Genomic DNA, 15,544 nt, shown 5'->3' with positions numbered 1-15,544 from the left:
TTCCCCACGTGCCGTTCGCCGGGGGCGAACACTCGCCTTGCGGGCTGCCGGACGACGGCCGAGGGGTGTCCGCATGGCGATCGCCCCGGACGCCGGGCTCGGGCGGCTCGTCATGATGGGTGCATGACGCACAGCGACGACAAGCACGACGCACCCACCGATTCACCGGCGATCGCCCTGCTCAAGGAGGTGGGGGCGGAAACCACCAAGCACTCGGGCGGAACGCTCCTGACCCACCTGGTGCGCGTCGAGGCACTGGTGGCCGCCTGGGCCGGTCGGCCGGCGCTCCGGGCCGCGGCACTGTGCCACGCCTTCTACGGAACCGACGGGCTGCCCCTGATACTCCTGGACCTTTCCGAGCGGGCCCGCCTCACCGAGGCGATCGGTACGGAGGCCGAGGAGCTCGTCTACTTCTACGCGAGCTGCGACCGCAAGGCCTCCTACCCCGGCCTCGCGGCACCGGACGAAGCATCGGCGGTCTTCCGGGACCGGTTCACGGGCGAGGAGTTCGTTCCGTCCGCCCAGCAGCGCCGCGACTTCGCCGAGCTCACGGCGGCCAACGAGCTGGACCTGGCCAAGGTGAACACGTCCTTCCGCGAACGCAACGGGGCCGGCCTGCTCGAACTGTTCACCCGGTGGTCCCCCCTGCTCTCGGAGCCGGCCCGCCGCGACGTGGCCGCCGTGCTCGGCTGAGACGACGCCGTGCGGGGCCCGGCTCAGGCCGCCGAGATGGTGACGTCGCCGGACGAGGTCCGGACGGCGAGCCGGGCGGGCGCGGACGGGTCCGCGGGGACGGTGATCCTGCGGTCGCCGGAGGCGGTGGAGACGTCGACGGCGTACGGGGCCGCGGGGGCCTGCACCTCGGCGTCGCCCGAGCTGGTCTTCACGGCGACCGAGGACGGCGCCTTCGCGAAGGTCAGGCGGACGTCGCCGGAGTCGGAACGGGCCTCCGCGCCCGGGCCGGCGAGTTCCCCGGCGGTGATCGAGCCCGTGGACGTACGGACCTTCAGCCCGCCGGCGACCCCGTCCGCCCGGACCGGGCCCGAGTCGGTACCGACCTCCAGCGCGCCGGCGATCCGGTCCACCCGCACCCCGCCCGAGGACGTCACGACCTTGGCGGCGGCCACTCCCGACACCGTGACGCGGCCGCTGCTGCTCTTGGCCCGCACCGTGGCGGATGCCGGCACCTCCACCCGGTAATCCACGGAACAGCGGCCCGAGCAGGCGCCGTTGGTGAGGGTCAGCACGCCGCCGGAGACCCGCTGGGCGGGCTCGGGCACGGTGTCGCCGCGGTAGTGGACGGTACGGCGGACGGTGACGCCCGGGCCGGAGCCCGCGACCACGTCGATGGATCCGCTGCCCGCGTCCGAGACCTCGACCGCGGTGACGGCCTCGGCGACCGTGGCATCGGCGCTCGCCGTCTTCTCGGGGCCGCCGCGCGAGACGAGCGAACCGAAGGAGCAGCCCGAGAGCAGGAGCCCGGCGGCGAGGGCCGCGGCGGTGCAGGTGACGGTGGCCTTGGCGGTGCGCGGGAACGTCTTCGTCGTGGTCATGATGCCGATCGTGCCCGTGCGGCGGCCGCGGGGGCATGGTGCACGTGCCCGGATCCGGGGTGGGGTTAACCCCCGGTCCGGGGGCCGGGACCGGGGGGGGAGCCGGCCTAACTGCCCTCCACCACCGGCCGGTCCGGGGACGGTACGCCCCACTCGCTCCAGGAGCCGTCGTACACCGCGAGGTCCTCGTACCCGGCGAGGTCCGCGCCGAGGGCGAGCACACAGGCGGTGACCCCCGATCCGCAGCTGAAGTACAGCCGCTCCCGCCCTCCCGCCGCCGCCTCGAAGGCCTCGCGGAGCTCCGCCGCGGGGCGCATCAGGCCGTCGGGGCGCTGGAGTTCGCCGAAGGGGAGGCTGACCGCGCCCGGCATGTGGCCTGCGCGCAGGCCCGGTCGGGGTTCGGGGGCGGTGCCGGCGAAGCGTGCGCGGGTACGGGCGTCCAGGACGGCGGCGGCCGGATCGGCCAGGGCCGCCGAGACGGTGGCGGCGTCCACCAGCAGCCCGGCGCGGGGCCGGGCCGTGAAGGAGCCGCGCGGGCCCTCGTAACCCGGCCGGAGCTCCTCCACCGGCCGCCCGGCGGCGACCCACGCGGGCAGCCCGCCGTCGAGGACGGCGACCCGGTCGAAGCCCATGCTGCGCAGCATCCACCAGGCGCGGGCGCTGGAGTAGATCCCCGCGCCGTCGTACGCGACGACCGTGCTGCCGTCGTCCACACCCAGGGCGCGCATCGCCTCGGCGAAGGCGGCGGGGCCGGGCATGGTGTGCGGGGCGGCGGCGGTGTGGTCGGACAGTGCGCCGTCGAGGTCGAAGGGACGGGCCCCCGGAATCCGCCGTCCCGGATCCCGGTGCGCCCCGACGGAGGCGTCGAAGACGATGAGCCCGGCCGTACCGAGCCGCTCCGCGAGCCACTCCCCGCCGACGAGCGGCCCGGGCGGCACGAGGGAACGGGACTGGGAACGGGACTGGGGGCGGGCTGCATCCACGGGGCACCTCCGACAGACACCGGCCGGGACCGGCAGAATCCAACGGCCCCCGGCACGATCGGCGACCCACCGCCCATCCTCTCCCCCACACCCCGGCACCCCGCGAACACCCCCGCCCCGGAAGCAGTTTGCGGCCTCGCCGGGAGACGGGTCGGGACCGGTCCGGAGTGGGGTCCGGCGGTCCCGCCTGGGGTGGTGGCCGGGGTGCCGGGAGCTACGGGCAGGTGCCCGGGCGGGCGAAAAGGGCCACGCGGGCGCCGCGTACGGGCGTCACGGTGCACAGGTCGAAGCGGGAGACCAGCGTCTGGCGCTTCACCGCTTCGGCCGGGTAGCCGTCCAGCGGCTGCCCCGCCGGGTCCAGCAGGGCGATCACCCGGACGACGTGCGGGTCCAGCAGGGCCGCCTGGATCTCCTCCGGAGTCCGCTCGACGCCCTGGAGGCTCCGCGAAGCCGCCGGGGTGCGGGACAGGGCCAGGTCGCGCAGGGATCCGTAGGCCTGCGGGGAGGACAGCAGCCATTCGCGCCGCCGCGAGGGCAGGAACAGCACCGCGTCGCCCGGGCGCGCGAGTGCGCTGACGGCGGCCGCGACCGCCCGCGCGTCGTCCTTGCGGCTCTCGGGCGTGCGCAGCCACGCGGACCAGAAACCGAGGGGGACGAGCAGGACCCCGACCAGCGCCCACACCCACCATCCGCGCACGGTGGCGAGCCGCGCCCCCGCCAGGAGGGCGAGGCCGGCGAGGGCGTAGAGGACGTACCGGTCCACGTACCAGGGGTGCACGAGCGAGACCGCGAGGAGCAGTCCGGGCGGCAGCAGCGCCAGGGGAAGGGCCACCCGTACGAGTTCCCGCGCGGCCCCCCGGGCCAGGAGCAGCGAGGCCGTCGCGAGGACCCCGTACGCCGCCCAGTCCTGCCAGGTCGGCCGCCCCAGCCAGCCCAGTTGCTGCTGCGCCTGCCGGGCGCTGACCAGCGCGAGCGGCAGCAGCGCGGCCACCACCGCCCCGGCGGCGAGCCGCCAGCCGCGCGAGCGCCGGGCGGCGAACGCGTGCGCGGGCAGCGCCAGTACGGCGAACTCGTGCAGCCAGCAGGCGAGCACCAGCACCACGGCGTAGCCGACCCAGCGCTCGCGCAGCATCAGGTACGTGGCCCAGACGACGGCCGCGGCGACGAGCGCGTACGAGCGTCCCTCCTGGGCGTACATCTGCACGGGCGGGAGCAGCGCGTACGCGACCCCGGCGAAAAGCGCCACGCGGCCGGCGGGGTTGTCAGGCCCGCCGGGACCAACGGCCACACCAGCCCCGTCGGGGACACCAGACCCGGCAGGCCCGGTGGCCACACCAGACCCCCCGGACCCACCCGCCCCGGGCTCCCCGCTCCGCGCCCCCGCGAGCCGGTGGGCCACCGCGGCCACGCCGGCGGCGGCCAGGGCGGTGGCGGCCACCGAGGGGAGGCGCAGGGGCCAGAGGGCGGGGTCCGAGGGGGCGGTGCCCGTTGCGGTGAAGACCGCGTGCATCAGCAGGTAGTAGAGGCCGTGGACGGCGTCGACCTGGCCGAGCAGTTCCCAGAGTTCCCCGAGCGGCCGGTGCGCGACCTGCCACGTGACGGACTCGTCGCGCCACAGGGAGCCGCTCCGCGAGAGGCCCCAGAGGCCGAGCGCGACGGCGGTGAGCGGCGGCAGCCAGCGCCAGGGGGCGAAGCGGCGGATGTCGGCCTCCGAGTGCTATCCGTACGGGTGGTGCTGACTCCATACTCGGGGTTCGAGCCGGATACCTGCGGGGGTGGGGCGTGCGAGCACATGGCGGGCGAGTGGGTTTGGCGACGGCGGCCCTGGCGCTGGCCGTGGCGGCGGCCCTGGGCGGGTGCTCCTCCGGCGGGCCGAAGGACGGGTCCTCGGCGAAGCCCGGCACGGGCGCGAGCAGCAGCACCGGCACCGCGACGGGCGCCCCGTCCGGGACGGCGACGGACGGCTCGGGGAGTCCCTCCCCCGGTCAGAGCGCCGGCTCGACCCCCGACCCGGGCAGCACCGGTACGGCCGGTCCCGCCCCGCAGCCCGCGCCGAGCACCTCCGCTCCGGCGCCGGCCCCCAGCGCGTCCCCGCCCGGCGCCGGCGAGACGCTCGTCTCGGTCACCCGCAGCGGGGGCTTCGGCGGAAAGGCCCATACCTTGATCATCAAGGGTGACGGATCGTTCCTGCGGCTCAACGCCAAGGCAGAGACGGTCGACCGCGACACGCTCTCGGCCGCCGCCCTCGCGAAACTCCGCACCGCGCTCCAGGCGGCGGACTTCCCCCGCCTGCCGCGGATCTCGATGCCGGAGCAGCCGGTCTTCGACTCCCTCACGTACGCCTTCCGGCACGGCGGTTACGAGGTCGCCGCCGACCAGACCACGCTGCCGCGCCCCCTGGAGGCGGTACTGAGCGCCCTGCCAGCCTTCGAGCCCCGCTGACCCGGCTGAACCGACGGAACCAGCCGCCTGAGCCGACCGGCCCAACCGCGCTCGGGCAGCTCGGGCGGCTCGGGCGGCATCGCTCCCGGCCGCACCGTCTCTCCCCCGTCACGGGCCCGTTCCCGCCACGGCGATCTCCCGGAGCCGCCGGTCCAGGTACCCGCGCAGCAGGACCGCCATGTCCACGCCCTCCGGGTCCAGCACCCACTGGATCTGGAACCCGTCCATCACCGCGATGATCTCCCGGCCGACCGCCTCGCAGTCCGTGTCCGGCCGCACCTCGCCGCGCGCGACGCCCGCCCGGAGCAGGTCGACGCTGTAGCCGAGGACCCGGTCGTAGCGCTGCCGGAAGTAGGCGTGCGCGGGGTGGCCGGGGTTCCCGGACTCGCCGACCAGCGTGTTGTACATCCGTACGAGCCCGGGCCGCCGGGCGTTCTCCTCGGCGAGCGCGACCACCGCGGCAAAGTGCGCGGCGACCGGCGGGACCTCCTCGGCGGGCCCGCTGAAGAGCCGTTCGACGTCGTGCTGCTCACTCTGCGCCAGGACGGACAGGAGCAGGTCCTCCTTGCCGCGGAAGTGGTGGAGCAGACCGCCCTGGGTGATCCCGCAGTCGTTGGCGATCCGGGCGAGCGAGGAGGCGTGGAAGCCCCACTGCGCGAAGTGCTCGACGGCGGTGTCGAGGATCTTCTGGCGCCGGGCGTCGCCCACCGCGTAGCCGCCCCGGGCCGTCGTCGCTTTGGCAGCCGGCGCTTTCGGGGCCGTTCGACCCTTGTCCTGTGGCATGCGGACCACCCTAAACCCGACCGTTTCCGGCCATCCCGAGGGAGTGATCCAGCTCACTGAACGAAAACCTAGTGGGTGCATGGTTTTCGCGCCTACGGTGAAAACGCCCGGTCGGCGACGAGGCCGACGCGGAGACGTTGGAGCCCCCATGCCGCTCACGCAGGACCCCGGACGCGCACTCGACGCCCCCGACCGACCCGATCCGGCCACGCCGGCCCACGCCCCGGCCCCATCGGCCCAGGCCCCGGCCGCACCGGCCGCCCCGGCCCCGGCCACCCGATCCGCCGGCGCCCCCGCCGCGCCCCCCGCCGACGCCCCCGCCAAGCTGATCTTCGGCCTGGTCGCCGCCCAGCTCGGCGTCTGCATCGCCGTCTTCACCCCGATCGTGGTGACCCTCGCCCTGCGCGTGGCCCAGATCGTCCCCGAGGCCGAGCGCGGCGCCGCCCTCGGCAAGGTGCTCTCCGTCGGAGCCCTCCTCGCCCTCGTCGGCAATCCGCTCTTCGGCGCCCTCTCCGACCGCACCACCAGCCGGTTCGGCCGCCGCCGCCCCTGGCTCGTGGGCGGCATGCTGGTGGCCGCCGTCGGGCTGACCGTCGTCGGCCTCGGCTCCAGCGTCGGCACGCTGCTCATCGGCTGGGCCATCGCGCAGCTCGGCTGCAACGCCGCCCTGTGCATGGTCACCGCCTGCATCCCGGACCTGATCCCGGACCACCAGCGCGGCCGGGTCTCCGGCATGGTCGGCATGATGCTGTCCGTCTCGATGGTGGCGGGCAGCTTCCTCGCGCAGCTCTTCACGGACAACATGGCGCTGGCCTTCATCGTCCCGGCCGTCGTCGGCGTCCTCGGGGTGAGCGTCCTGGCCGCCGTGATGCCCGACCGGCCGGCCCGCGCCGAGTCCGTGGCCCCGTACGGCTGGCGGGAGTTCCTGCACAGCTTCTGGGTGAACCCGCGCAAGAACCCGGACTACTCCTGGAACTTCGCGAGCCGCTTCCTGGTCTTCATCGGCATCGCCTGCGTGACCAGCTACCAGGTGTACTTCCTGATGGACCGCCTCGGGGTCGCCGAGGGCGAGGTCGCCTCGAAGATGTTCACCACCACCCTCGTCACCGTCGGCGGAGTGGTGGTCGGCTCCCTCGCCGGGGGCTGGCTGTCCGACGCCAGCGGCCGCCGCAAGCCCTTCGTGCTCGCCTCCGCCTTCGTCATCGGCGTCGGGCTGCTGCTCATCGCCACCGCGGGCACCTTCGGGATGTTCCTCTTCGCCGTGGCCGTCTTCGGCTTCGGCGAGGGCCTCTACCTCGCGGTCGACGTGGCCCTCGCCGCCGCGGTCCTGCCCGACCCGGAGACCGCCGCCAAGGACATGGGCGTCCTGAACATCGCCAACGCCCTCCCGCAGTCCCTCGTCCCGATGCTCGCGCCGTTCGTGCTCGCCATCGGCGGAGGGGGCAACTACGGCGCCCTCTTCCTCGTCGGCGGCATCGCGGCGGCCGTCGGCGCCGCTCTCGTCCAGCTGATCCGCTCGGTCAGGTGACGGCCCGCCCGCCCGGGCCCGCCGTCGCGCACCCCCACACCCCCGGCCCCGAACGGCCACCCGCCCCCGCGACCTCCCGCGCGACCGACCCCTCCAGGAGCCCCGCCATGAACTCCACCCCGAGCACCCCGACGCCCCCCGCCTCGCCCCTCCCCTACCGGGACGCCTCCCTCCCCGTGGACCGGCGCGTCGAGGACCTGCTCTCCCGCATGACCCTGGAGGAGAAGGCCGGCCAGCTCTTCCACTCGATGCTGATGATGAACCCGGACGGCACCCCGGTCACCGAGACCGACGGCTCGATCCTCCCCTTCACCACCCCCGAGCTGATCGAGGGCCGCCACCTCACCCACTTCAACCTCCTCGGGAGCTACGGCGCCCGCGAGATGGCGACCTGGCAGAACGCGGTCCAGGAGATGGCCGCCGGTACCCGCCTCGGCATCCCGGTGACCCTGTCGACCGACCCCCGGCACTCCTTCACCGACAACGTCGGCGCCTCCTTCAACGCCGGCGCCTTCTCCGCCTGGCCCGAGGCCATCGGCCTGGCCGCGATCGGCGACCCGGAGCTGGTCTTCGAGTTCGCCGACATCATGCGGCGCGAGTACCTCTCCGTCGGCTTCCGCGTCGCCCTGCACCCGCAGATCGACCTGGCCACGGAGCCGCGCTGGGCCCGCCAGTCGGGCACCTTCGGCTCGGACGCGAAGCTGACGGGCGAGCTCGTCCAGGCCTACGTACGGGGCCTGCAGGGCGAGACCCTCGGCGCGGCCTCGGTCTCCGCGATGGTCAAGCACTTCCCCGGCGGCGGCCCGCAGAAGGACGGCGAGGACCCGCACTTCGCGCACGGCAAGGAGCAGATCTACCCGGGCGGGATGCGCGAGCACCACCTGGAGCCGTTCAAGGCGGCCATCGCGGCCGGCTGCTCGCAGATGATGCCGTACTACGGCCAGCCCATCGGCACCGACTGGGAAGAGGTCGGCTTCGGCTTCAACAAGGGCGTCGTCACCGGCCTGCTCCGCGAGGAGCTCGGCTTCCAGGGCATCGTCTGCACGGACTGGGGCCTGCTCACCGAGTCGACGATCTTCGGCGAGCCGCACCCGGCCCGCGCCTGGGGCCTGGAGCACGTCGGCGTCTCCGAGCGGGCGGCCCGCGCGCTGGAGGCCGGCTCGGACCAGTTCGGCGGCGAGCAGTGCCCCGCGGTCATCGTGGAGATGGTCCGCTCGGGCCGGGTCTCCGAGGCCCGGATCGACGCGTCCGTCCGCCGGCTGCTGCGCGAGAAGTTCGTCCTCGGCCTGTTCGAGAACCCGTACGTGGACCCGGACGCGGCGGCCGAGACGGTGGGCCGCGCCGACTTCGCGGCGGCCGGCGCCGCGGCCCAGCGGCGCTCCCTGACGGTGCTCACCAACACCGGGAGCACCCTGCCGGTGTCCGGCCGGCCGAAGCTGTACGTCAAGGACGTGGACGCGGAGGTCGCGGCGGCCTACGGGGAACTCGTGTCCGACCCGGCCGAGGCGGATCTGGCCGTGCTGCGGCTGCGCACCCCGCACGAGCCCCGCAGCAACATCTTCGAGTCCTTCTTCCACTCGGGTTCGCTGGCCTTCCCCGAGCCGGAACTCACCGAGATCCTGGCCCTCCTGGACGCCGTCCCGACCCTGGTCTGCATCAACCTGGAGCGGGCCGCGGTGATCCCCGAGATCGCGGAGCGGGCGGCCGCGCTGATCGCGGACTACGGGGCGTCCGACGCCGCCCTCCTGGACGTGGCCTTCGGCAGGGCGGCCGCCGGGGGGCGGCTGCCCTTCGAGCTCCCACGCTCCATGGAGGCCGTCGCGGCCTCCCGGCCCGACGTTCCGAACGACACCGCCGACCCGGTCTTCCCGCACGGCCACGGCCTGACCCTGTAGCCCCGCAGCCCCGCAGCCCCGCAGCCCCGCGCGGACCCCGCGCCTCGAACGCCGGCGAGGCTGGATTTTCCAGCCCGTCGGCGTTTGAAGCGCAGGTCCGGGGGCAAGGGGCTCGGCGACGAACCCGCGCAGCGCACCCGTCATAGCCGGAGCCCGGCCGCTCCTCTACGCTGCACCCCTACCACGCGGGATCTTCAGGGGCGGGACATGGAACAGACGCACACCACCACCCACAACGGCGCCGCGGCCACCCCCGGCGCGCAGCGCCGGGTGCTCGTCGTCGAGGACGACCACACCATCGCGGAGGCCATCGCCGCGCGCCTGCGCGCCGAGGGCTTCCAGGTGCAGACGGCCGCGGACGGGCCGGCGGCCGTCGCGGCGGCCGAGAGCTGGCTGCCGGAGCTGCTGGTCCTGGACGTGATGCTGCCGGGCTTCGACGGCCTGGAGGTCTGCCGCCGGGTCCAGGCGCAGCGGCCCGTCCCGGTGCTGATGCTCACCGCCCGGGACGACGAGACCGACATGCTCGTCGGCCTGGGGGTCGGCGCCGACGACTACATGACGAAGCCCTTCTCGATGCGCGAGCTGGCCGCGCGGGTCCACGTACTGCTGCGGCGGGTGGAGCGGGCCACGCTGGCCGCGCACGCCCCGCGCGGGGCCACCCTGCGCCTCGGCGATCTGGAGATCGACCACGCGCAGCGCCGGGTCCGGGTGCACACCGAGGACGTGCACCTGACGCCGACCGAGTTCGACCTGCTGGTGTGCCTGGCCGGGACCCCGCGGGCGGTGCTCTCGCGGGAGCAGCTCCTCGCCGAGGTCTGGGACTGGGCCGACGCGTCCGGGACCCGTACGGTCGACAGCCACATCAAGGCGCTGCGCCGGAAGATCGGCGCCGAGCGGATCCGTACGGTCCACGGCGTCGGGTACGCCCTGGAGACCCCGGCGCAGCCGTGAGCGGCTACCGGCCGCCGGGGCAGCGGCCGCCCGGGGGGCTGCGGCCCTTCTCCCCGTTCTCGATCAAGACCAAGCTGGGCACGCTCGTGGTGGTGTCGGTGTTCATCACCACCGGCCTGCTGATGGTGGCCCTGCGCACGGCCACCGAGGTGCGCTTCATCACGGTGTTCTCGGTGATCGCCTCGATGCTGATCACCCAGTTCGTGGCGCACAGCCTGACGGCGCCGCTGGACGACATGACCACCGTGGCCCGGGCGATATCCCACGGGGACTACACGCGCCGGGTCCGCGGGGCGGGCCGCCGCGACGAGCTGGGCGACCTGGCCTCCACCATCAATCTGATGGCGGACGACCTGGAGGCGGTGGACCGGCACCGCAAGGAGCTCGTCGCGAACGTCTCGCACGAGCTGCGCACCCCGATCGCGGCCCTGCGGGCGGTACTGGAGAACGTGGTGGACGGGGTCTCCGCCGCCGATCCGGAGACGATGCGCACGGCCCTGAAGCAGACCGAGCGGCTCGGCCGGCTGGTGGAGACCCTGCTGGACCTCTCCCGCGTGGACAACGGGGTGGTGCCGCTGCGGGCCCGCCGCTTCGAGGTGTGGCCCTATCTGTCGGGGGTGCTGAAGGAGTCGGGCCTGGCGGCCGCCGGCCGGCCGGGGCTCTCCTCCGGCTCGGGCGGGCACACCCGCAACGACGTCCACCTCCACCTGGACGTGTCCCCGCCGGACCTGACGGCGTACGCGGACGCCGAGCGGCTGCACCAGGTGGTGGCGAACCTGATCGACAACGCGGTCAAGCACAGCCCCCCGCACGGCCGGGTCACGGTCCACGCCCGGACGGGCGACGCGCCCGGGGGCCTGGTCCTCGAAGTGCGGGACGAAGGTCCCGGAATCCCGGAGTCCGAGCGGCACCGGGTCTTCGAGCGGTTCAACCGCGGCAGCGCGCGGGGCGGCGACGGCGGCACGGGCCTGGGCCTGGCCATCGCCCGCTGGGCCGTGGGCCTGCACGGGGGCCACATCGGAGTGGCCGAATCCTCACGGGGCTGCCGGATCCTCGTCACGCTTCCGGGCAGCTCGCAAGCGCCGAGTTGACGTAGGGTTCGAGTGGGAAGGACATGATCTCGGCCACACGGACCGGGGTCCGTCAGGGGTGCGAAGCCAGGGGGCCGCAACCGCGGTGCCTCCTGCCCGAACCACGCTTGTTTCCCGCCATTCCTGGTGGTGAAACCCGCCGTTCGATGTGACCTACGCGACGTAAGTCCCGCCCGGTCTGCATCTCACGGCCCGGGAGGCGTAGCCTTTATTCCCGCTGTCCATACCTTGTGAAGCGGAAGAGGGCGGTTGCCGCCGTGTCGCCACAGTCCCCCAGTAACTCGAGCACCACGACCGAAGCAGGAGAAGGCGGGAAGAACCCCGCCCCGGGCTTCGGCGCGAATGAGTGGCTCGTCGACGAGATCTATCAGCAGTACCTCCAGGACCCGAACTCGGTCGACCGGGCCTGGTGGGACTTCTTCGCCGACTACAAGCCGGGGGGCGCTGTCGCTCCGGTGAAGGCGGATAAGCCCACGGACCGGCCCGCTCCCCCTGCCGCGACGACGACGGACGGCGCCTCCGCACAGGCCGCCGCCCCCGTCACCGCCGCGCACCCGCAGGCTTCCGACGCCGCCGCCACAGGGACGGCGAGCCTCGCGCCCGCCGCCCCCGCAGCAGCGGCCACGACGCCCGTGTCAGCACCTGCCCCTGTACCTGCCACCCCCTCTGGTGCCCCTGCTGTGACTGTCACCTCCCAGGCCCCGGCCGCCGCCGCACCGGCTGCCCCCGCCTCCCCGGCTCCGGCTCCCGCCGCCGCCCCCGCCTCCGTAGCCCCCCAGAAGGCCGCGCCCGCCACCGAGGCCCCTGCCGGCCCCGAACTGGTGACGCTCCGCGGCCCCGCGGCGGCCGTGGTCAAGAACATGAACGCCTCGCTGGAAGTGCCGACGGCCACGTCCGTCCGCGCCGTCCCGGTGAAGCTGCTGTTCGACAACCGCATCGTCATCAACAACCACCTGAAGCGCGCCCGGGGCGGGAAGATCTCCTTCACGCACCTCATCGGCTACGCGATGGTGCAGGCCATCAAGGCCATGCCGTCGATGAACTACTCCTTCGCGGAGAAGGACGGCAAGCCGACCCTGGTCAAGCCGGAGCACATCAACTTCGGCCTCGCGATCGACCTGGTGAAGCCCAACGGCGACCGCCAGCTCGTCGTCGCCGGCATCAAGAAGGCCGAGACCCTCAACTTCTTCGAGTTCTGGCAGGCCTACGAGGACATCGTCCGCCGGGCCCGCATCGGCAAGCTGACGATGGACGACTTCACCGGGGTGACGGTCTCCCTCACCAACCCCGGCGGCCTGGGCACCGTCCACTCCGTGCCCCGCCTGATGCCCGGACAGTCGGTCATCATGGGCGTCGGCTCCATGGACTACCCCGCCGAGTTCCAGGGCACCTCGCAGGACACCCTGAACAAGCTGGGCATCTCCAAGGTCATGACCCTGACCTCGACCTACGACCACCGGGTCATCCAGGGCGCGGCCTCCGGCGAGTTCCTGCGCATCGTCGCGAACATGCTGCTCGGCGAGAGCGGCTTCTACGACGACGTCTTCGAGGCGCTGCGCATCCCGTACGAGCCGGTCCGCTGGCTCCGGGACATCGACGCCTCGCACGACGACGACGTCACGAAGGCCGCCCGCGTCTTCGAGCTGATCCACTCCTACCGGGTCCGCGGCCACGTCATGGCCGACACCGACCCGCTGGAGTACAAGCAGCGCAAGCACCCCGACCTCGACATCACCGAGCACGGCCTCACCCTGTGGGACCTGGAGCGCGAGTTCGCGGTCGGCGGCTTCTCCGGCAAGTCGATGATGAAGCTCCGCGACATCCTCGGCGTGCTGCGCGACTCGTACTGCCGCACCACCGGCGTCGAGTTCATGCACATCCAGGACCCGAAGCAGCGCCGCTGGATCCAGGACCGCATCGAGCGCCCGCACTCCAAGCCGGAGCGCGAGGAGCAGCTGCGCATCCTGCGCCGGCTGAACGCCGCCGAGGCCTTCGAGACCTTCCTGCAGACGAAGTACGTCGGCCAGAAGCGCTTCTCCCTGGAGGGCGGCGAGTCCGTCATCCCGCTGCTCGACGCCGTCATCGACTCGGCCGCCGAGGCCCGCCTCGAAGAGGTCGCGATCGGCATGGCCCACCGCGGCCGCCTGAACGTGCTCGCGAACATCGTCGGCAAGTCGTACGCGCAGATCTTCCGCGAGTTCGAGGGCAACCTCGACCCGAAGTCCATGCACGGCTCCGGCGACGTCAAGTACCACCTGGGCGCCAACGGCACCTTCACGGGCCTGGACGGGGAGCAGATCAAGGTCTCCCTCGTCGCGAACCCCTCGCACCTGGAGGCGGTGGACCCGGTCCTGGAGGGCGTGGTCCGCGCCAAGCAGGACATCATCAACAAGGGCGGCACGGACTTCACGGTCCTGCCCGTCGCCCTGCACGGCGACGCGGCCTTCGCGGGCCAGGGCGTCGTCGCCGAGACGCTGAACATGTCGCAGCTGCGCGGTTACCGCACCGGCGGCACCGTGCACGTGGTCATCAACAACCAGGTCGGCTTCACCGCCGCCCCGGAGTCCTCGCGTTCCTCGATGTACGCGACCGACGTGGCCCGCATGATCGAGGCGCCGATCTTCCACGTGAACGGCGACGACCCGGAAGCGGTCGTCCGCATTGCCCGCCTGGCCTTCGAGTTCCGCCAGGCGTTCAACAAGGACGTGGTCATCGACCTCATCTGCTACCGCCGCCGCGGTCACAACGAGTCGGACAACCCGGCGTTCACGCAGCCGCTGATGTACGACCTGATCGACAAGAAGCGCTCGGTGCGCAAGCTGTACACCGAGTCCCTCATCGGTCGCGGCGACATCACGCTGGAAGAGGCGGAGCAGGCGCTCCAGGACTTCCAGGGCCAGCTGGAGAAGGTCTTCGCGGAGGTCCGCGAGGCCGCCACGCAGCCCGCGGTCGCCCCGGTGGCGCCCGCCCAGGTCGCGCAGGAGTTCCCGGTCTTCGTGAACACCGCGATCTCCCAGGAGGTCGTCAAGCGGATCGCCGAGGCCCAGGTCAACATCCCGGACACGGTCACCGTCCACCCGCGCCTGCTGCCGCAGCTGCAGCGCCGCGCCGCGATGATCGACGACGGCACCATCGACTGGGGCATGGGCGAGACCCTGGCCTTCGGCTCGCTGCTGATGGAGGGCACCCCGGTCCGGCTGTCCGGCCAGGACTCCCGCCGCGGCACCTTCGGCCAGCGCCACGCGGTCCTGATCGACCGGGAGACCGGCGAGGACTACACCCCGCTGCTCTACCTGGCGGACGACCAGGCCCGCTACAACGTCTACGACTCGCTGCTCTCCGAGTACGCGGCCATGGGCTTCGAGTACGGCTACTCGCTGGCCCGCCCGGACGCGCTGGTCCTCTGGGAGGCCCAGTTCGGTGACTTCGTCAACGGCGCGCAGACCGTCGTCGACGAGTTCATCTCCTCGGCCGAGCAGAAGTGGGGCCAGACGTCCGGCGTCACGCTCCTCCTGCCGCACGGCTACGAGGGCCAGGGCCCGGACCACTCCTCCGCCCGCCCGGAGCGTTTCCTGCAGATGTGCGCGCAGGACAACATGACGGTCGCGATGCCGACGCTCCCGTCGAACTACTTCCACCTCCTGCGGTGGCAGGTCCACAACCCGCACCACAAGCCGCTCATCGTCTTCACCCCGAAGTCGATGCTGCGTCTGAAGGCGGCGGCGTCGAAGGCGGAGGAGTTCACGACCGGCTCGTTCCGTCCGGTCATCGGCGACTCCACGGTGGACCCGAACGCGGTGCGCAAGGTCGTCTTCTGCGCCGGCAAGGTCTACTACGACCTGGAGGCCGAGCGCGAGAAGCGCGGCATCACCGACACGGCGATCATCCGCATCGAGCGCCTCTACCCGCTCCCGGGCAGCGAACTCCAGGCGGAGATCGCCAAGTTCCCGAACGCGGCGAAGTACATCTGGGCCCAGGAGGAGCCGGCGAACCAGGGCGCGTGGCCCTTCATCGCCCTCAACCTGATCGACCACCTCGACCTGGCGGTCGGCGCGGACATCCCGGCGGGCGAGCGCCTGCGCCGGATCTCGCGTCCGCACGGCTCGTCCCCGGCGGTCGGCTCGGCCAAGCGCCACCAGGCGGAGCAGCAGCTCCTCCTGAACGAGGTCTTCGAGGCCTGAGCACTGCGCTGGCTCGAACGCCGGAAGGCCCGGCCCCCTCGGGGGGCCGGGCCTTCCGGCATCCTCGGCCACATCCAGCCCGTCCGGCGTTTCCTCCAGCCCGTCCGGCGTTTGAGGACCGGGGTCTGGGGCGGAGC

At 73.1% G+C, this 15,544-nt stretch carries 11 protein-coding genes; 7 read left to right on the top strand and 4 right to left on the bottom strand.

What is annotated here, in order from left to right; translation table 11 throughout:
• Positions 1–123: 123 nt before the first annotated feature.
• Positions 124–693 (top strand): DUF6817 domain-containing protein, encoded by a 570-nt coding sequence (locus ACIA8F_RS04960; protein ID WP_399376788.1) that lies wholly within the window; start codon positions 124–126, stop codon positions 691–693.
• A gap of 23 nt (positions 694–716) precedes the next feature.
• Here ACIA8F_RS04960 and ACIA8F_RS04955 read toward each other — a convergent pair whose 3' ends face one another.
• The 3 genes from ACIA8F_RS04955 to ACIA8F_RS04945 all read right to left on the bottom strand — a co-directional run bounded on the left by ACIA8F_RS04955 (position 717) and on the right by ACIA8F_RS04945 (position 3,782).
• Positions 717–1,553, bottom strand: coding sequence for a DUF4097 family beta strand repeat-containing protein (locus ACIA8F_RS04955; protein ID WP_399376787.1), 837 nt, complete (start codon positions 1,551–1,553; stop codon positions 717–719).
• 107 nt (positions 1,554–1,660) lie between these two features.
• Positions 1,661–2,536 (bottom strand): sulfurtransferase, encoded by an 876-nt coding sequence (locus ACIA8F_RS04950; protein ID WP_399376786.1) that lies wholly within the window; start codon positions 2,534–2,536, stop codon positions 1,661–1,663.
• A 214-nt stretch (positions 2,537–2,750) separates the two neighbouring features.
• A complete protein-coding gene (locus ACIA8F_RS04945) occupies positions 2,751–3,782 on the bottom strand; it encodes a hypothetical protein (RefSeq protein ID WP_399376784.1) in 1,032 nt (343 codons plus the stop codon).
• Positions 3,783–4,339: 557 nt separating this feature from the next.
• Between ACIA8F_RS04945 and ACIA8F_RS04940 the strand changes: the two genes are divergently transcribed.
• Positions 4,340–4,978, top strand: a complete 639-nt coding sequence (locus ACIA8F_RS04940; RefSeq protein ID WP_399376783.1) for a hypothetical protein — start codon at positions 4,340–4,342, stop codon at positions 4,976–4,978.
• Between the two features lie 108 nt (positions 4,979–5,086).
• Here ACIA8F_RS04940 and ACIA8F_RS04935 read toward each other — a convergent pair whose 3' ends face one another.
• Positions 5,087–5,761, bottom strand: a complete 675-nt coding sequence (locus tag ACIA8F_RS04935; RefSeq protein WP_399376782.1) for a TetR/AcrR family transcriptional regulator — start codon at positions 5,759–5,761, stop codon at positions 5,087–5,089.
• A 148-nt stretch (positions 5,762–5,909) separates the two neighbouring features.
• Here ACIA8F_RS04935 and ACIA8F_RS04930 point away from each other — a divergent pair, with 148 nt between their 5' ends.
• From ACIA8F_RS04930 to ACIA8F_RS04910, 5 genes are all read left to right on the top strand, one after another.
• Positions 5,910–7,289 carry an MFS transporter gene (locus tag ACIA8F_RS04930; RefSeq protein WP_399376780.1) on the top strand — a complete coding sequence of 460 codons (1,380 nt, stop codon included), beginning with the start codon at positions 5,910–5,912 and terminating at the stop codon, positions 7,287–7,289.
• 107 nt (positions 7,290–7,396) lie between these two features.
• A complete protein-coding gene (locus ACIA8F_RS04925; RefSeq protein WP_399376779.1) occupies positions 7,397–9,184 on the top strand; it encodes a glycoside hydrolase family 3 protein in 1,788 nt (595 codons plus the stop codon).
• Positions 9,185–9,391: 207 nt separating this feature from the next.
• Positions 9,392–10,135: a response regulator transcription factor gene (locus ACIA8F_RS04920; RefSeq protein WP_330298546.1), complete on the top strand. Its 744-nt coding sequence runs from the start codon at positions 9,392–9,394 to the stop codon at positions 10,133–10,135.
• Positions 10,132–11,226 carry an ATP-binding protein gene (locus tag ACIA8F_RS04915; protein WP_399376778.1) on the top strand — a complete coding sequence of 365 codons (1,095 nt, stop codon included), beginning with the start codon at positions 10,132–10,134 and terminating at the stop codon, positions 11,224–11,226. Before ACIA8F_RS04920 ends, ACIA8F_RS04915 begins: the two co-directional genes overlap by 4 nt.
• A gap of 257 nt (positions 11,227–11,483) precedes the next feature.
• Positions 11,484–15,407 (top strand): multifunctional oxoglutarate decarboxylase/oxoglutarate dehydrogenase thiamine pyrophosphate-binding subunit/dihydrolipoyllysine-residue succinyltransferase subunit, encoded by a 3,924-nt coding sequence (locus ACIA8F_RS04910; protein WP_399376776.1) that lies wholly within the window; start codon positions 11,484–11,486, stop codon positions 15,405–15,407.
• Positions 15,408–15,544: the final 137 nt, after the last annotated feature.

The organism is Streptomyces sp. NPDC051563 (assembly GCF_044454225.1).
In the GTDB taxonomy this organism is placed as follows: Bacteria; Actinomycetota; Actinomycetes; order Streptomycetales; family Streptomycetaceae; genus Streptomyces.
The sequence above is the reverse complement of the archived record's forward strand: the minus strand, read 5'-3'. Positions and strand labels throughout refer to the sequence as shown.

Excerpts from the sequence above, each read along its gene's own strand:
- ACIA8F_RS04930 (WP_399376780.1), top strand. The coding sequence starts at position 5,910 with ATGCCGCTCACGCAGGACCCCGGACGCGCACTCGACGCCCCCGACCGA.
- ACIA8F_RS04960 (WP_399376788.1), top strand. The coding sequence starts at position 124 with ATGACGCACAGCGACGACAAGCACGACGCACCCACCGATTCACCGGCG.
- ACIA8F_RS04920 (WP_330298546.1), top strand. The coding sequence starts at position 9,392 with ATGGAACAGACGCACACCACCACCCACAACGGCGCCGCGGCCACCCCC.
- ACIA8F_RS04925 (WP_399376779.1), top strand. The coding sequence starts at position 7,397 with ATGAACTCCACCCCGAGCACCCCGACGCCCCCCGCCTCGCCCCTCCCC.
- ACIA8F_RS04955 (WP_399376787.1), bottom strand. The coding sequence starts at position 1,553 with ATGACCACGACGAAGACGTTCCCGCGCACCGCCAAGGCCACCGTCACC.
- ACIA8F_RS04935 (WP_399376782.1), bottom strand. The coding sequence starts at position 5,761 with ATGCCACAGGACAAGGGTCGAACGGCCCCGAAAGCGCCGGCTGCCAAA.